Source organism: Sphingomonas montanisoli, assembly GCF_008274695.1.
Classification (GTDB): domain Bacteria; phylum Pseudomonadota; class Alphaproteobacteria; order Sphingomonadales; family Sphingomonadaceae; genus Rhizorhabdus; species Rhizorhabdus montanisoli.
In genome coordinates, this window is the sequence record NZ_VTOU01000002.1 from 341,380 (window position 1) to 355,533 (window position 14,154).

General features: G+C 64.2%; 17 protein-coding genes. 7 read left to right on the top strand and 10 right to left on the bottom strand.

The annotated features are described in order from the left end of the window. Positions 1-85: 85 nt before the first annotated feature. Genes FYJ91_RS07320 through FYJ91_RS07330 form a run of 3 tightly spaced genes read right to left on the bottom strand, consistent with a single transcriptional unit; the run spans position 86 to position 2,257 of the window. The gene (locus tag FYJ91_RS07320; RefSeq protein WP_149521613.1) at positions 86-379 is read right to left on the bottom strand and encodes a putative quinol monooxygenase; all 294 of its coding nucleotides are present in this window, start codon (positions 377-379) and stop codon (positions 86-88) included. 31 nt (positions 380-410) lie between these two features. Further along, the gene (gene aguB / locus FYJ91_RS07325; protein WP_149521614.1) at positions 411-1,274 is read right to left on the bottom strand and encodes an N-carbamoylputrescine amidase; all 864 of its coding nucleotides are present in this window, start codon (positions 1,272-1,274) and stop codon (positions 411-413) included. Beyond that, a complete protein-coding gene (locus tag FYJ91_RS07330; RefSeq protein WP_149521615.1) occupies positions 1,271-2,257 on the bottom strand; it encodes an agmatine deiminase family protein in 987 nt (328 codons plus the stop codon). The genes aguB and FYJ91_RS07330 overlap by 4 nt, the downstream gene beginning before the upstream one ends. Before the next feature lie 119 nt (positions 2,258-2,376). Between FYJ91_RS07330 and FYJ91_RS07335 the strand changes: the two genes are divergently transcribed. Together FYJ91_RS07335 and FYJ91_RS07340 are read left to right on the top strand one after the other, a co-directional pair. After that, positions 2,377-4,356 (top strand): S9 family peptidase, encoded by a 1,980-nt coding sequence (locus tag FYJ91_RS07335; protein WP_149521616.1) that lies wholly within the window; start codon positions 2,377-2,379, stop codon positions 4,354-4,356. A gap of 69 nt (positions 4,357-4,425) precedes the next feature. Continuing rightward, entirely contained in the window at positions 4,426-5,064 is a 639-nt protein-coding gene (locus FYJ91_RS07340) for a helix-turn-helix domain-containing protein (protein ID WP_149521617.1), read from the top strand. Positions 5,065-5,231: 167 nt separating this feature from the next. Here FYJ91_RS07340 and rpsD read toward each other — a convergent pair whose 3' ends face one another. Continuing rightward, on the bottom strand, positions 5,232-5,846 hold the full coding sequence (rpsD, locus tag FYJ91_RS07345) for a 30S ribosomal protein S4 (RefSeq protein WP_149521618.1): 615 nt from the start codon (positions 5,844-5,846) through the stop codon (positions 5,232-5,234). Between the two features lie 197 nt (positions 5,847-6,043). Here rpsD and FYJ91_RS07350 point away from each other — a divergent pair, with 197 nt between their 5' ends. Together FYJ91_RS07350 and FYJ91_RS07355 are read left to right on the top strand one after the other, a co-directional pair. After that, positions 6,044-6,376: a chorismate mutase gene (locus FYJ91_RS07350; RefSeq protein WP_149521619.1), complete on the top strand. Its 333-nt coding sequence runs from the start codon at positions 6,044-6,046 to the stop codon at positions 6,374-6,376. Continuing rightward, a complete protein-coding gene (locus FYJ91_RS07355; protein ID WP_149521620.1) occupies positions 6,376-6,816 on the top strand; it encodes a VOC family protein in 441 nt (146 codons plus the stop codon). The genes FYJ91_RS07350 and FYJ91_RS07355 overlap by 1 nt, the downstream gene beginning before the upstream one ends. 10 nt (positions 6,817-6,826) lie before the next feature. Here the strand turns inward: FYJ91_RS07355 and FYJ91_RS07360 are convergent, their stop codons facing one another. The 6 genes from FYJ91_RS07360 to rpiB all read right to left on the bottom strand — a co-directional run bounded on the left by FYJ91_RS07360 (position 6,827) and on the right by rpiB (position 12,048). After that, a complete protein-coding gene (locus tag FYJ91_RS07360) occupies positions 6,827-7,654 on the bottom strand; it encodes a sterol desaturase family protein (protein ID WP_149521621.1) in 828 nt (275 codons plus the stop codon). An 86-nt stretch (positions 7,655-7,740) separates the two neighbouring features. Then, complete coding sequence (locus FYJ91_RS07365; RefSeq protein ID WP_246152528.1) at positions 7,741-8,718, bottom strand: PEPxxWA-CTERM sorting domain-containing protein; 978 nt, start codon at positions 8,716-8,718, stop codon at positions 7,741-7,743. Positions 8,719-9,092: 374 nt separating this feature from the next. Then, a complete protein-coding gene (locus FYJ91_RS07370; RefSeq protein ID WP_149521623.1) occupies positions 9,093-9,818 on the bottom strand; it encodes an RNA methyltransferase in 726 nt (241 codons plus the stop codon). Continuing rightward, a complete protein-coding gene (nrdR, locus tag FYJ91_RS07375; RefSeq protein ID WP_149521624.1) occupies positions 9,815-10,276 on the bottom strand; it encodes a transcriptional regulator NrdR in 462 nt (153 codons plus the stop codon). Before nrdR ends, FYJ91_RS07370 begins: the two co-directional genes overlap by 4 nt. Next, positions 10,277-11,593, bottom strand: a complete 1,317-nt coding sequence (gene glyA / locus FYJ91_RS07380; RefSeq protein WP_149521625.1) for a serine hydroxymethyltransferase — start codon at positions 11,591-11,593, stop codon at positions 10,277-10,279. It abuts the gene before it with no gap. Beyond that, positions 11,590-12,048, bottom strand: a complete 459-nt coding sequence (rpiB, locus tag FYJ91_RS07385) for a ribose 5-phosphate isomerase B (RefSeq protein WP_149521626.1) — start codon at positions 12,046-12,048, stop codon at positions 11,590-11,592. Before rpiB ends, glyA begins: the two co-directional genes overlap by 4 nt. 107 nt (positions 12,049-12,155) lie before the next feature. Between rpiB and FYJ91_RS07390 the strand changes: the two genes are divergently transcribed. The 3 genes from FYJ91_RS07390 to ada all read left to right on the top strand — a co-directional run bounded on the left by FYJ91_RS07390 (position 12,156) and on the right by ada (position 14,131). Then, entirely contained in the window at positions 12,156-12,626 is a 471-nt protein-coding gene (locus tag FYJ91_RS07390) for a hypothetical protein (protein ID WP_149521627.1), read from the top strand. Positions 12,627-12,703: 77 nt separating this feature from the next. Next, a complete protein-coding gene (locus FYJ91_RS07395) occupies positions 12,704-12,955 on the top strand; it encodes a hypothetical protein (RefSeq protein WP_149521628.1) in 252 nt (83 codons plus the stop codon). Between the two features lie 135 nt (positions 12,956-13,090). Beyond that, entirely contained in the window at positions 13,091-14,131 is a 1,041-nt protein-coding gene (gene ada / locus FYJ91_RS07400) for a bifunctional DNA-binding transcriptional regulator/O6-methylguanine-DNA methyltransferase Ada (protein WP_149521629.1), read from the top strand. Positions 14,132-14,154 lie beyond the last annotated feature (23 nt).

A 14,154-nucleotide genomic window follows, 5' to 3' on the forward strand; every position in this document is an offset into this window, starting at 1 on the left:
TGCGAGGAGCTGAAAGCGACGAAGCAATCCACTCCGCAGTTCGGAATGGATTGCTTCGCTTCGCTCGCAATGACGAGTGAGGGGTTCAGATCACCTTCAGATAATCGAAATAGGCGCCCACCGGCGGGCCATCCATTGCGGCCATCAGCGGGCCGAAGACGTCCTTGGGCAGCTGGCCGCTCGCGCCCTTGTGATACTCGATTGAGGCCCACTTCTCGTTGAACAGGAAACGGCCCTCATTGCCGGTGTCGCGCAGCATCTCGACGCCCTCGCACCCGTCGATCTTCCGCACCGCATCGGCCAGCGCATAGAGCGAGGCTTCCATCTCCGCGGCCATGCCGGGCTTGGCGTTCATCTCGTAAAAGCGCGAAACGGTCATGGCAGTCTCCCTTGTTACGGGTGCGATACTATCAGATGTCCTGCGCCAGTCGCCCGTAAAGTTCGGGGCGGCGATCGCGGAAGAAGCCGAAGGCGGCGCGGTGGCGCTTGGCCTGCGCGATGTCGAGTTCGGCCACCAGCACGCCCGTCTCGGTCGCGCCAAACTCGGCCAGCATGTCGCCGCGCTCGTCGCAGATGAAGCTGTGGCCATAGAAATGCGCGCTGCCGCCGTCCGGCCCGGTCTCTGTGCCGATGCGGTTGCTGGCGACGACGGGCACCACATTCGACACAGCGTGGCCGATCATCGCGCGCCGCCACAGACGGCTGGTGTCGAGATCGGGATCGTGTGGTTCGTTGCCGATCGCGGTGGGATAGAACAGCACCTCGGCGCCCATCAGCATCATCGCGCGCGCCGTCTCCGGATACCACTGGTCCCAGCAGATTCCGATGCCTACGGTCGTGCCCTCGGCTGGCCACACCTTGAAACCGGTATTGCCGGGGCGGAAATAGAACTTTTCCTCGTAACCCGGCCCATCGGGAATGTGGGTCTTGCGATAGACGCCCGCGACCTTGCCGTCGGGATCGATCATCGCGAGGCTGTTATAATGGTGCGGGCCATCGGCTTCGAAGAAGCTGGTGGGGATATGGACCTTCAGCTCGCTCGCCAGCGTCTGCATCGCCAGCACCGCCTTATGCTCGGCGGTGGGCTTGGCGCGCGCGAACAGGCCCTCATCCTCGACGCGGCAGAAATAATGGCCTTCGAACAGCTCGGGGGGCAGGATTACCTGCGCGCCCTTGCCCGCCGCCTCGCGGACGAGCTTGCTCACCTCGACGATGTTCGCGTCGATATCGTCGGACAGCGCGAGTTGGAGCGCGGCTACCTTGATCTTGCTCATGCTGCGGGCACCTGCTGGCTGATGCAATGGAAGCTGCCGCCTCCGGTGAGGATATGGTCGGCGCGGAAGCCGACGACGTCGCGTGTCGGGAAGATCGCCGCGATCGCCTCGACCGCCGCCTCGTCATTCGCCGCGCCATAGAGCGGCACGACAACGGTGGCATTGCCGATGTAGAAGTTCATGTAGCTCGCCGGGATCACTTCCCCGTCGCGCAGCACCTCGCCCGGCGACGGGATCGAGACGACTTCGAGGCCGAAGGCGTCGGCGCGGCCGGCGGCATCCTCGTAGATCGCGAGATTGGGGTCGTCGCTGCCCGACGGCACGGGGATCGCAATCCGTCCCTCGCCCACGAAGCGCGCCAGATTGTCGACATGCCCGTCGGTGTGATCGTTGGCCAGCCCGTCGCCCAGCCACAGCAGCCGGTCGATGCCCAGATCGGCCTTCAGCCTTTTCTCGATATCGGCGATGCCCATGTCGGGGTTGCGATTGACGTTGAGCAGGCATTGTTCGGTGGTGACGCCCAGGCCGGTCCCGTCGACGTCGATCGCGCCTCCTTCGAAGATCCAGTCGCCCTTGCGCACCGGCCATCCGGTGCGCGTCGCGAGCCGCGCGCCGATGCTCTCGTCGCCCTCCAGCGCATATTTGCCGCCCCACCAGTTGAAACCGAAATCGGTCGCCGCACGCCCACCAGCGCCCGTCACGATGATTGGCGCGGTGTCGCGCAGCCAGATGTCGCCGAACGGCTCGACGATCACGTCCGCCGCATCGCCCGCCAGTTCGCGCGCCCGATCGGCCGATGCCTCGTCGGCTGCGACCAGCACCACACGCTCGCCCTTGCCGCCTGCGTGGACGGCGCGCGCGAAGGCGATCACCTCGCCGCGCGCGGGCTCAAGGTCGTCTTCCCAAAGATCGGGATGGCTCGGAAAGCCGATCCAGACGCTGTCATGCGGCGCCCATTCGGCTGGCTGGCGATATTCGGTCATGCCCGCGCAGATAGCGATGCGATGTGACGGGTGAAAGAGGGCGAAGTGGTGAGATTTCCGCTTGCGGACCCGCCGCCGATTTTTCCATGAAGCCCGCGGGGAATATTACGGGGACTTCCATGATCGCGATTCTTCGCGCGGGTGCGGCCGCTCTCGCCATGTTGTCGGGCGCTGCACTGGCGCAATCGACCGATTTCGACGCCGCCAAGGCATTTGGAGCGCGCGAGGCCATATCGAACCTCAGCCTGTCGCCGGACGGCCGGAAGATCGCCTATATCGTGCCCACGGTCGGCGCGGGGTCGGCGCTCTACACGATCGATCGCGACTCGACCGAGCCTGCCAAGCGCGCTTTGGCCGACAGTGGCGATCCGGATCGGTTGCAACGCTGCAACTGGGTTTCGAACGCGCGGCTCGTTTGCGTGGTCTATGGCGTGATCGACAAGGCGTTTCTGGAGATTCTGCCCTTCACCCGCACCTTCGCGGTCGACGTCGGCGGCGGCAATCCGAAACTGCTCAGCAATCGCGAGAATCCCAATTCGCTTTATCAATCGCTGGCCGGCGGGGGCATCGTCGATTGGCTTCCTGACGAAGACGGCATGGTCCTGATGACCCGCAGTTATGTGCCGCAGGCCAAGATCGGATCGCTGATCGAAAAGACGGCGCAGGGGCTGGGGGTGGATCGCATCAACACCGGAACCCTGGCCAGCCAGCGGGTCGAACCACCGCGCGACGGAGCCGTCCAGTATATCGGTGACGGCAAGGGCACGATCCGTATCGCGGGTCATCGCCTGTTACGCGGTGAAACGGGGCAAGATAGCGGCATCATCAACTACTTCTTCCGCAGGAAGGGCGAACGAAACTGGATCCCCTTCGGACAGTTCGACACGGTCAACGACAAGGGGTTCAGCCCACGCTCGGTCGATGCCGAACGCGACGTGGTCTACGGCCTGATGAAAAAGGATGGTCGTTGGGCCGCGTATGAAATGCCGCTCGACGGATCGGACAAGGCGACGTTGCTTTACGCGCACCCTGAGGTGGATGTGGATGGTTTCCACTATATCGGTCGTCAGCGGCGCGTTGTCGGTGTCAGCTACTCGACCGACCAAAGCCATGTTCATTATCTCGATCCCGCAATCGAGAAGTTGCGCACGGCGCTCCAGAAGGCTTTGCCCGGCAAGACACTCGGCGTGATCGATGCCAGCCGCGACGAAAGCCGCCTCCTCCTGTTTGCCAGCAGCGATGTCGATCCCGGCGCTTATTATCTGTTCGATAAGACCAGCCGGCAACTCGCCAAGGTGCTCGACGTCGGGCCGCCATTGGCCAATCAGAAACTCGCGGAGATGAAGTCGATCCGTTATCGCGCGGCCGACGGCACCATGATCCCTGCTTATCTCCAGATCCCGGTGGGAATGGAGGGTAAGAAGATACCGGCAATCGTCATGCCGCATGGTGGGCCTGCCTCGCGCGATTACTGGGGATTCGACTGGCTGTCGGCCTTCTTCGTCGCGCGTGGCTATGCTGTCATCCAGCCGCAGTTTCGTGGATCGGCGGGCTATGGCGATGCCTGGTTCCAGAAGAACGGCTTTCAGTCGTGGAAGACCGCGATCGGCGACGTCAATGATGCGGGCCGCCACCTGATCAGTCAGGGCATCTCCGATCCCGGCAGGATCGCGATCTTCGGATGGTCCTATGGTGGCTATGCCGCCCTTCAGTCGGCGGTTGTCGAACCGGGGCTGTTCAAGGCTGTGGTGGCGGTTGCACCTGTCACAGACCTCAATGAGTTGAAGGAAGAGAACCGCAACTGGTCGAACTTCCGGATCGTGTCCGATTATATCGGTACCGGCCCGCACATCGCCGAAGGTTCACCGGCTCGCCATGCCGATCGGATCAAGGTTCCGGTGTTGCTGTTTCACGGCGAAAAGGACCGGAATGTCCGCATTGGCGAATCCCGCCTGATGGACTCGCGTCTTGCTTCGGCCGGCGTCCCGCATGAATTCGTCGCTTATCCCAAGCTCGATCATTATCTGGAGGACTCCGCCGTGCGTGAGCAGATGCTGCGCAAGTCGGACACGTTCATCCGCAGCGCGATGGGCATGTAACGCAACAAAAGATGCGTTGACCTGCTTCCCCCCCTGCGGCAGCGAGGGCCCGCCTTGCAGGAGGGCCATATGACCAAGGAACGTCTGGAGGAGGGCGAAGCACGCTCCCTCTCAAACGCGCCGCAGCAACCGGAACGCACGCTCGAACGTGCGCTCGGGCTGCAGATTCGTCAGCTGCGTCGGCAGAATGATCTGTCGGTGTCCGATCTGGCGGCGGCGTCTAATATCTCGACGGGCATGTTGTCGAAGATCGAGAATGGCGGCATCTCCGCCTCGCTCTCGACGCTCCAGTCGATCGCGGGTGCGCTCAACGTGCCGCTATCGTCGCTGTTTTCCTCGTTCGAGGAGCGGCAGGACTGCTCCTACGTGCCGGCCGAAAAGGGCGTCGCGATCGAGCGGCGTGGCAGCAAGTCGGGCCATGCTTATCAGTTGCTCGGCCATGTGCTGAACGGCGATGTGGTGGTCGAACCCTATCTGATCTCGCTCAGCGAGAATGCGCATCCGCACACCGGCTTTCGGCATGGCGGGGTCGAGATGATCTATATGCTCGAAGGCTCGGTCAGCTACCGTCACGGCGCGGAAAGCTACACGCTGACCGAAGGCGATACGTTGCTGTTCGATTCCTCGGCGCTCCATGGCCCCGAATCGCTGATCACGCCGTCGAGCCGTTACCTCTCGATCATCGTCTACCCGCGCAGTTCGGGCTGAGCTTCACCCCTATCGTCATTGCGAGACGCCATAAGCGACGAAGCAATCCATTCCGAACTGCGGAGCGGATTGCTTCGCTGTGCTCGCAATGACGAGAATGGCCGAAGGACAAACAAAAAGGGCGGCCCCGAAGGACCGCCCCCATGTTCGCCGATATCTTCTGGAGATCAGCGCGAATAGAATTCGACGACCAGGTTCGGCTCCATCTTCACCGGATAGGGCACCTCGTCGAGGGTCGGCACGCGAATGAACGAAACCTTCGCGGCGCCGTCCGGGGCGATATAATCGGGGATGTCGCGCTCCGACAGGCCCTGCGCTTCGATCACCAGCGCCATTTCCTGCGCCTTCGAACCCAGCGAGATTTCGTCGCCCGGCTTCACGAGGCGCGACGCGATGTTGCACTTCACGCCGTTGACGCGGATGTGGCCGTGGCTGACCAGCTGGCGCGAGGCGAAGATCGTCGGCGCGAACTTGGCGCGGTACACGATCGCATCCAGGCGGCGCTCGAGCAGGCCGATCAGGTTCTGCGAGGTATCGCCCTTCATGCGCGACGCTTCGGTGTAGCTCTTCTTGAACTGCTTCTCGGTCACGTCGCCATAGTAGCCCTTAAGCTTCTGCTTGGCGCGGAGCTGCAGGCCGAAGTCGGACATCTTGCCCTTGCGGCGCTGACCGTGCTGGCCGGGGCCGTACTCACGCTTGTTGACCGGGCTCTTCGGGCGACCCCAGATGTTCTCGCCCATCCGGCGGTCGAGCTTGTACTTGGCGCTGTTGCGCTTCGACATATGTCTTTCCTTCAATCGCTACGACGTGGCTCGACGCCTGATGACGTCGAGGTTTTTCCCAGTATTCCGCGCTGCTTGGATCTTGGAGGATCGGCAGGGCCACCGCTTCACTGGGGTGCGGGGCCGATTGCGAAGGCGCGCCTATGGCCGCGACGCGCCGGATAGTCAAGCGCCAAGGGTTGCGCTAAGCGCCGCGAATGACTCAGGAAACCCCCGCAAAGCCCGATATCGTCCCCGCCGCCGACTGCACGCAGATGAGCGAGGTTCGCGCCGCGATCGATTCGCTCGACACGCTGATCGTCAGCCTGCTGGGGGAGCGGATGCGCTATATCGAGGCCGCCGCGCGGATTAAGCCCGATCGCGGCGCGGTGCGCGATGAGGTGCGCAAGGCCGCTGTGATCGCGCATGCGGTGAAGGTCGCGAACGATCGTGGTTTCCCGCCCAAGCTTGCCTATCAGCTCTACGACATGCTCGTCGAAGGATCGATCGCGCACGAGTTCGAGGTTTACGACACCACGCGGGAGGGCTGATGTCGCAAGTCGGCGATTTGTCGGCCGATCGGAACTGGCGGATCGACCATAGTGGCATCGGCGTCGCCGACATTGCGCGCTCGGCCCGGTTCTACGATGCTGCTCTGGGCGCGCTTGGCCTGCGCGCGGTAGCGCGCATCACGACCGCTCGGGAGACTGCAGCGGATGGTGCCACCGATCTGGGCGGGATCGGCTATGGTGTCGACTATCCGCTCTTCTGGATCGACATATTCCACCCGCACGCTGTTCGGCAGCACACGGCGTTCCGGGCGCGTGATCGGGCCGAGGTCGTCGCTTTTCATCGTGCCGCACTGGCGGCTGGCGGCGTTGACAATGGTGAACCAGGATTTCGGTCGGATGGTTATCCGGCGGGCTATTATGCGGCCTTCGTCATTGATCCCGATGGCAATAATGTCGAGGCGGTGTTTCGCGAGCGGTGATGTCCGGCGCTCATGATTTTCGATGCGACGGCCTGAAGGCGTTCGTCCGGTCATCGACAGCCTTTCCGCCATCTTCCTCATCGCGTGTCCGGATGCCGTAACGCTCTGGCCAGCTGCCATTGTCGGGCAGGTGGTGCGTGCCGAACAATTTGTCCACGAACGGCACCATCGGTGCGTAATTGCGATTGATCGGCCCCAGCCGCGCGTGATGCCAGTGGTGGAAGCGCGGCGACGACAGTATCTTTTCGAACCAGCCCAGCCGCCAGCGCAGATTGGCGTGGATGAAGAAGCTCCAGATCTTGCCGCCGATCAGCAACAGCAGCGGGGCGATCTGCCCGCTCGACGTGTTCGGATTGCCCAGGCCCAGCAGATAGACGGGCATCAGCCCGCACAACCGGGTGAAGATGATGTCCACCGGCGACGCGCGCGTGTTGACCAGAAAATCGAGATGCGTCGGCTGATGATGGACCGCATGGAAATACCATAGCGGGCCCCATTCGTGGCTCCAGCGATGTCCCCAGTAGAAACCGATCTCACCCACCAGGAAGGTCGCGAGGATCGTTGCCCATATCGGCAGGGCGCCCACCCAGTTGAGATAGGCGTCGGGCATGATCTCGTGCGATCCGGCGATGGCCCAGCTGATCGGGATGGCCAGGATCAACGCGGCGGCGATGCCGTTGAAGAAATAATAGCCCAGATCCTGCAGGATCGCGGGGCGCCAGATCGTGTTCGGGCGCAGCGCGAACAGCCGTTCGAGCGGAACGAAGATGACGGACAGGATCACCAGCCACGCGCATAGCGCGGCGACTTCCCGAAAAATCGGCTGGATGTGCATCATCGGCGGATCAGATCCTCACACCGCCTTATAGACAAAGGGCGCGACCACGTCGCGCCCCGTCCTTGCCCGGATAGAAGCCGGGATGTTCAGGCGGCGAGCGCGGGCCGCTGCGTTGGCAGCAGCTTGCCACCGCGACGGCGCAGGGCACCGCCTACCGCGCCGAAGCCGATCAGCATCATCGCCCAGGTTGCGGGCTCGGGTGCGTCGGTCACCGAAATGCCGTCGAGCAGCGAGAAAGGCGGCTGGCCCTGCGGACCACCGGTCGCCAGGAAGCTCAGCACCTGAGTCGAATTGCTCGCGGTGAAGTAGAAGTCGACCTTCTGCCAGTCGGTGAAGCCTTGATCCGGGTTCACGACGAAGCCGGTGTCGCGGCAGAACGAGCAGGCGGGCAGGTTTTCGATATTGGCTTCGGTGTCGTCAAACTGCTCGTTCGGACCCGAATTGGTCGGGATCACGCTGTCGCCAAGACCGACGCGAAAGCCTTCGAAGGTCTCGCCCGTGAAGCCGTACTGCTGCGCGGCCGCCCAGTAGAAGGACACCTTGTACATGTTGCCGGCGGTCAGGCCGGTGAGCTGCTGGCTGATCGGCAGGGTCAGGTTGCCGATGCCCGACGTGTCGACGAGGTTGCTATCCATGACCAGGAAAGCGCCACCCGCCGGGCTTTCGCCGACGAAGCCGTTGTTGACCGGGTTCACCGCCTGGCCGGGGCCGTTCAGGCTGAAACGATCGTCGGGGCCGGTGCCGCCGCTGAAGTTGGTCAGCGCGCCGGTCGCGGCGCTATCGGCCGTGTTCGCCTGGAACACGAAATTGTAGCCCGAGGTGCTCCAGCCCGTCGGCGTGACGCCGCCAGTGCCGCCTAGGATCGCGCCCTGATCCGAAAGATCGCCGATCTGGTAATTGCCCGCAGCCACCGAAGACCCCGCAGCACCCCAGGTGCCGCTGTTGATCAGGCTGAGATTCTCGAACCCGCCATTCTGAACATATTCGACGAGTGCAGCCTGGGCCGATCCTGCGATCGTGAAGGCAGCCATCGCGGCCAGAGCGGCCCGCTTGATCCCCATCATAATCAGTCCCCGAAACCCACGCTGAACAAAGAATATCTGCTGCGGTGATAGTCGAAAATGCCGCAATGCGCAATCCCGACGCCGGGATCCGGCCGAGCATTCGAACGCGAGTTCCGCGCGGCTGGCGGCCATTTTTAAGCCATTATAACGGCTTGCGCCGGTCGCTGGGCCAAGTCCCGGACAATAAGCCTTATTTTCATTCGACTGTCGGAAATCTTTACAGTTGTTCTTCGTTTTACGACGACATCTGTACTCAGTATTTAAAGTGACAGGGTTAATTGGTGCAGTGAATCATCTGTGAATGCCCCCGATGTAACAATTCGTTACATTCTCGACTGGAGGCCCTGCAACGCCCGATTCGAACCGCGTCCGAATCAGTCGCGGGAGCGTGGACGGTCGATCGTGCTGAGAACGCCGCGCATCGTGCGGACCTCCTGCGCGTCCCAGCCGGGTTTGGTCAGCAACGTACGCAGCATCCGGCGGGTGGTGGGGGTCCGATCGGGCGGGAAGAAATAGCCCGCCTGATCGAGCAGCCGGTCGAGATGCGCGATCAGCCCGTCAAGTTCTTCTTGCGAAGCGGGCGGGTCGATATCCACTGCGGGCGGCTGGGCGAGCGCGATCCCCTTCGACCATTCGTACGCGACCAGGATCACCGCCTGCGCCAGATTGAGGCTTCCGAATTCGGGGTTGATCGGCACGGTCAGGATCGTGCGCGCGATCGCGACGTCGTCGGTCCCCAGCCCCGATCGTTCGGGGCCGAACAGGATGGCCGAACGCCCCGGCGCCGCGTGGATCGCCCTGGCGGCCTCGTCCGGGCCTACCACCGGCTTGGTCACCCCGCGCTTGCGCACCGTGGTCGCATAGACATGCGCGCAGTCGGCGGTCGCCTCGGCGACGCTGTCATAGACCTTGGCGGCTTCGAGCACCTGATCTGCGCCCGACGCCGCCGGCCCCGCATCGGGATTGGGCCAGCCATCGCGCGGGGAAACGAGCCGCATCTCGGTCAGCCCGAAATTGAGCATCGCCCGCGCGGCCTTGCCGATATTCTCGCCCAATTGCGGGCGGACGAGGACGATGACGGGGGGAGGCGTGGCGCTCACTGCTTCCCCGCTTCCGCGATGGTCCCGGCAAATTCCTCGAAATCCTTAGCCTCGCGGAAATCCTTATAGACGCTGGCGAAGCGGATATAGGCGACGCTGTCGAGCGCCTTGAGGCCTTCCATCACCAGTTGGCCGATCGCGGCCGTGCTGATCTCGCTCTCGCCGCTCGTTTCGATCTGGCGCTGGATGCCGGTCACCAGCCGCTCCACACGCACCGGATCGATCGGGCGCTTGCGGCACGCGATCTGGATCGATCGCTCGAGCTTGGCGCGCTCGAACGGCTCGCGCTTGTTCTCGCTCTTCACGACGGTCAGCTCGCGCAGCTGGATTCTCTCGAACGTGGTGAAGCGCGCGCCGCACCCCTCGCACTGCCGCCGGCGCCGGATGGCCGCCCCATCATCCGTGGGGCGGCTATCCTTCACCTGGCTGTCTTCATGCGAACAGAAAGGACAGCGCAATCAAAGCTCCGGGTAGATCGGGAAGCGGTCGCACAGCGCCTCGACGCGCGACTTGACGTGCATCTCGGTCTGGCCGTTCCCTTCGGGGCCGTTCTTGGCAACGCCTTCGACGACGTCGGCGATCATGTCGGCGATCTCGCGGAACTCGGCGGGGCCGAAGCCGCGCGTCGTGCCCGCCGGGCTGCCGACGCGGATGCCCGACGTCTTGACCGGGGGCAGCGGATCGTTGGGCACGCCATTCTTGTTGCAGGTGATGCTCGCGCGCTCGAGCGCCTCGTCGGCATCCTTGCCGGTCACGCCGACCGGGCGGAGATCGACCAGCGCCAGATGCGTGTCGGTGCCGCCCGAAACCAGATCCATGCCACGCTCCTTGAGGCGCGCCGCCAGAACCTTGGCATTTTCGACGACCGCCGCCGCATAGGTCTTGAACTCGGGCTGCAGCGCCTCGCCGAACGCGACCGCCTTGGCCGCCACGACATGCATCAGCGGGCCGCCCTGCAGGCCGGGGAACACCGCCGAGTTGATCTTCTTCGCGATCGCCTCGTCATTGGTGAAGACCGCGCCACCGCGCGGGCCGCGCAGCGTCTTGTGGGTCGTGGTGGTCACGACATGCGCATGGCCGAACGGGGTTGGGTGCACGCCGCCGGCGACGAGGCCCGCAAAGTGCGCCATGTCGACCATGAACAAAGCGCCCACTTCATCGGCGATCGCACGGAAGCGCGCGAAATCGATGTGGCGCGGATAGGCCGAACCGCCGGTGATGATCAGCTTGGGCTTATGCTCCTTCGCCAGCCGCTCGACCTGGTCGAAGTCGATGCGGTGATCGTCCTCGCGCACGCCATATTGGATCGCGTTGAACCACTTGCCCGACATCGCCGCCTTCGCGCCGTGGGTCAGGTGGCCGCCCGCGTCGAGCGAAAGGCCCATGATCGTGTCGCCGGGCTTGGTCAGCGCCAGCATTACCGCGCCGTTCGCCTGCGCGCCCGAATGCGGCTGGACGTTGGCGAACTCACAACCGAACAGCGCCTTGGCGCGATCGATCGCCAGCTGCTCGACTTCGTCCGACGGGTGGCAGCCCTGATAGTAACGCTTGCCCGGATAGCCTTCGGCATATTTGTTGGTGAAGACCGAACCCTGCGCTTCCAGCACCGCCTTGGAGACGATGTTCTCCGACGCGATCAGCTCGATCTGCTTCTTCTCGCGGGCGATTTCGTGCTGCAGGCCGCCGAACACGGCCGGATCGGCGTCGGCCAGACCTCGGGTGAAGAACCCGTCAGGCTGGACCTCGGACAGATTGGCTGTGGGGTTCGTGCTCATGCGGGCTCCTTTGAGAAGCTGGGGTTGGAAAGCTTGTCGCGACGGCCGGCGTGGCGACCGCCCGCGAACGGGGTTTCGATGAAGGCGGTGATACAGGCTTTCGCCTGTTCGATGCCGATCAGCCGCGCGCCCAGCGCGATGACGTTCGCGTCATTATGCTCGCGCGACAGCCGGGCGGACAGGACCTCGGACACCAAAGCACAACGCGCGGCGGGATGTCGGTTGACCGCGATAGAGATGCCGATGCCCGATCCGCACAGGGCGATGCCTCTGGTCGCGCGGCCATCGGCGATCGCTTCGGCCAGCATGTAGCCATAATCGGGATAATCGACCGAGCCCGTATCGTTCGGCCCCAGATCGAGCACGACATGGCCCGTCTCACGCAGCCAGCCGGCCAGGGCCGCCTTCAGGTCGAAGGCGGCATGATCGGAAGCAATGGCGATGATGTCGGCCATGATGACGTCCTGCTGAGTCGGTTTCGCGGCTCCTCTAGGGTGTGTGCGGCGTTGATGCCACCGTCTTTGCCTATCTATAATGCAAGCTCAGCCTTTTGGAGTGTCGAATGAAGCGTTCAGCCCTGTCTCTCGCCACCGTCCTGCTTCTTGTCGCCTGCGCGCGCGGCGAGAAGGCCGAACTTCCCGCCAACGCCGTCGCGGCCGAAAATCTGGCGGCCGAGGTGCAGGAGGAGGCCGCGGCGGCCGACAACGCGGCGCAGGCCGTGCTCCCCACCGATGCCTGGGTCGGCAAATGGATCGGGGTCGAAGGCCTCGTGCTCGATGTCCAGAAGGCGGGCGAACCCGGCAAATATATGCTCGGCGTCACCCTGCTCGATGGCACCAAAAGTTATGAAGGCACCGCCGACGGTGAGGTTATCCGCTTCACCCGCGACGGCCGCCCCGAAAGCGTCCGCGCCGCGACCGGCGACGAAACCGGCCTCAAATGGCTCGCTGGCAAGCAGAACTGCCTGATGATCCAGCAGGGCGAAGGTTTCTGCCGTGATGATCTGACGCCGAAGGCGCCTGTCGCAAAGTAAATTCTCCCCCGGCGGGGGAGGATCGAGATGCCGCCCGCCTTGAAAATGCCCGCAAACAGGCGTAGCGGCCCCGCCCCATGACCTCCGCCCCGATCAGCCCCGAGGATTTCGCTGCGCGCGCCCGCATCATCGCCGAGACGATGTCGGGCCACGCCGCGCATCACGCGCTCGACATCCTGACCAACGATGTCCTGCGCGGGCTTGGCTATGGCGATGGGATCGACGTCTTCGAACGCGCGGTGAGCCACTGGCATGCCGCTGCCGATTCCTACCCCTATCGCGGGCCTTGCCCCGATTGCGAAGCCGCCGAAAAGCGCGAAGCGGCCTGACACCTTTTGCCCGGCATCCCAGCTTTCGCAGGGATGCCGGGTGATACCGGATTTTGAAAGCAAGCCGCGGGACGCATCCTGGCTTGAACCGGCTCATATCCTGCGCACATTGAAACCGTGCCGAAGGATGAGTCCATGAACGCCATCACCCTCGACCCCCGCTGGGCGCGGATCGTCGCGCGCGATGCGCAGGACGATTTCGTCTTTTCGGTCGCCAGCACCGGCATCTATTGCCGCCCCGGCTGCCCTGCGCGGACGCCCAGCCCCCGCAACATCGCCTTTCACGGCAGCCCCGCCGCCGCCGAATCGGCGGGCTTCCGCGCCTGCAAGCGCTGCCTGCCCGATCAGCCGCCCTTGGCCGAGCGCCATGCCGCGCTGATCGCCGAAGCATGCCGCCGGATCGAATCGGCCGAGGAACCTCTGGTGCTGGCCGAACTCGCCGCCGCAGTCGGCCTCAGCCCACACCATTTCCACCGGCTGTTTCGCAAGATCACCGGCCTCACGCCCAAGGGCTATGCTGACGCCCACCGCGCCGAAAAGGTGCGCGATGCCTTGCAGAGCGGCGGTACCGTCACCGAAGCGCTCTACGAAGCCGGCTTCGGGTCGAGTGGGCGTTTCTATGCCGCCGCCGATGGGGCGCTCGGCATGGCCCCGGCGCGCTTCGCCAGGGGCGGGCAGGGGGCCAAGATCCGCTATGGCATCGGCACCTCCTCGCTCGGCCTCGTCCTTGCGGCAGTCAGCGATCGTGGCGTCTGCTCGATTCTGCTCGGTGACGATGAAGGCGAACTGGCGACCGAACTGGGCCGGCGCTTCCCCCGGGCGTCGATCACGGCCGATCCCGACCTTGGCGACACGGTCGCCGCCGTCGCCGCGCTGGTCGAGGAGCCGGGCCGCGGTCTTGCCCTACCGCTCGACATTCGCGGCACCGCGTTCCAGCAGCGCGTTTGGGATGCGCTGCGTGCGATCCCGGCGGGCGAGACCCGCAGCTATGCCGATATCGCGCGCGCGATCGGCAATCCGCGCGCCGTCCGCGCGGTGGCGGGCGCGTGCGCCGCCAACAAGCTCGCGCTCGCCATCCCGTGTCACCGCGTCGTCCACGGCAATGGCGACGTCAGCGGATATCGCTGGGGCACCGAGCGTAAGCGCGCGCTGCTGTCCCGCGAGGAATTGCCATGATCGGGTCCATCGACGGTGAAAGC

Coding starts and splice junctions, on each gene's coding strand:
- ada (WP_149521629.1), top strand. CDS start 13,091: ATGAACGCCATCACCCTCGACCCCCGCTGGGCGCGGATCGTCGCGCGC.
- FYJ91_RS07330 (WP_149521615.1), bottom strand. CDS start 2,257: ATGACCGAATATCGCCAGCCAGCCGAATGGGCGCCGCATGACAGCGTC.
- glyA (WP_149521625.1), bottom strand. CDS start 11,593: ATGAGCACGAACCCCACAGCCAATCTGTCCGAGGTCCAGCCTGACGGG.
- FYJ91_RS07320 (WP_149521613.1), bottom strand. CDS start 379: ATGACCGTTTCGCGCTTTTACGAGATGAACGCCAAGCCCGGCATGGCC.
- FYJ91_RS07355 (WP_149521620.1), top strand. CDS start 6,376: ATGTCGCAAGTCGGCGATTTGTCGGCCGATCGGAACTGGCGGATCGAC.
- FYJ91_RS07335 (WP_149521616.1), top strand. CDS start 2,377: ATGATCGCGATTCTTCGCGCGGGTGCGGCCGCTCTCGCCATGTTGTCG.
- aguB (WP_149521614.1), bottom strand. CDS start 1,274: ATGAGCAAGATCAAGGTAGCCGCGCTCCAACTCGCGCTGTCCGACGAT.
- FYJ91_RS07365 (WP_246152528.1), bottom strand. CDS start 8,718: ATGATGGGGATCAAGCGGGCCGCTCTGGCCGCGATGGCTGCCTTCACG.
- FYJ91_RS07350 (WP_149521619.1), top strand. CDS start 6,044: ATGACTCAGGAAACCCCCGCAAAGCCCGATATCGTCCCCGCCGCCGAC.
- rpsD (WP_149521618.1), bottom strand. CDS start 5,846: ATGTCGAAGCGCAACAGCGCCAAGTACAAGCTCGACCGCCGGATGGGC.
- FYJ91_RS07340 (WP_149521617.1), top strand. CDS start 4,426: ATGACCAAGGAACGTCTGGAGGAGGGCGAAGCACGCTCCCTCTCAAAC.
- rpiB (WP_149521626.1), bottom strand. CDS start 12,048: ATGGCCGACATCATCGCCATTGCTTCCGATCATGCCGCCTTCGACCTG.
- FYJ91_RS07395 (WP_149521628.1), top strand. CDS start 12,704: ATGACCTCCGCCCCGATCAGCCCCGAGGATTTCGCTGCGCGCGCCCGC.
- FYJ91_RS07390 (WP_149521627.1), top strand. CDS start 12,156: ATGAAGCGTTCAGCCCTGTCTCTCGCCACCGTCCTGCTTCTTGTCGCC.
- FYJ91_RS07360 (WP_149521621.1), bottom strand. CDS start 7,654: ATGATGCACATCCAGCCGATTTTTCGGGAAGTCGCCGCGCTATGCGCG.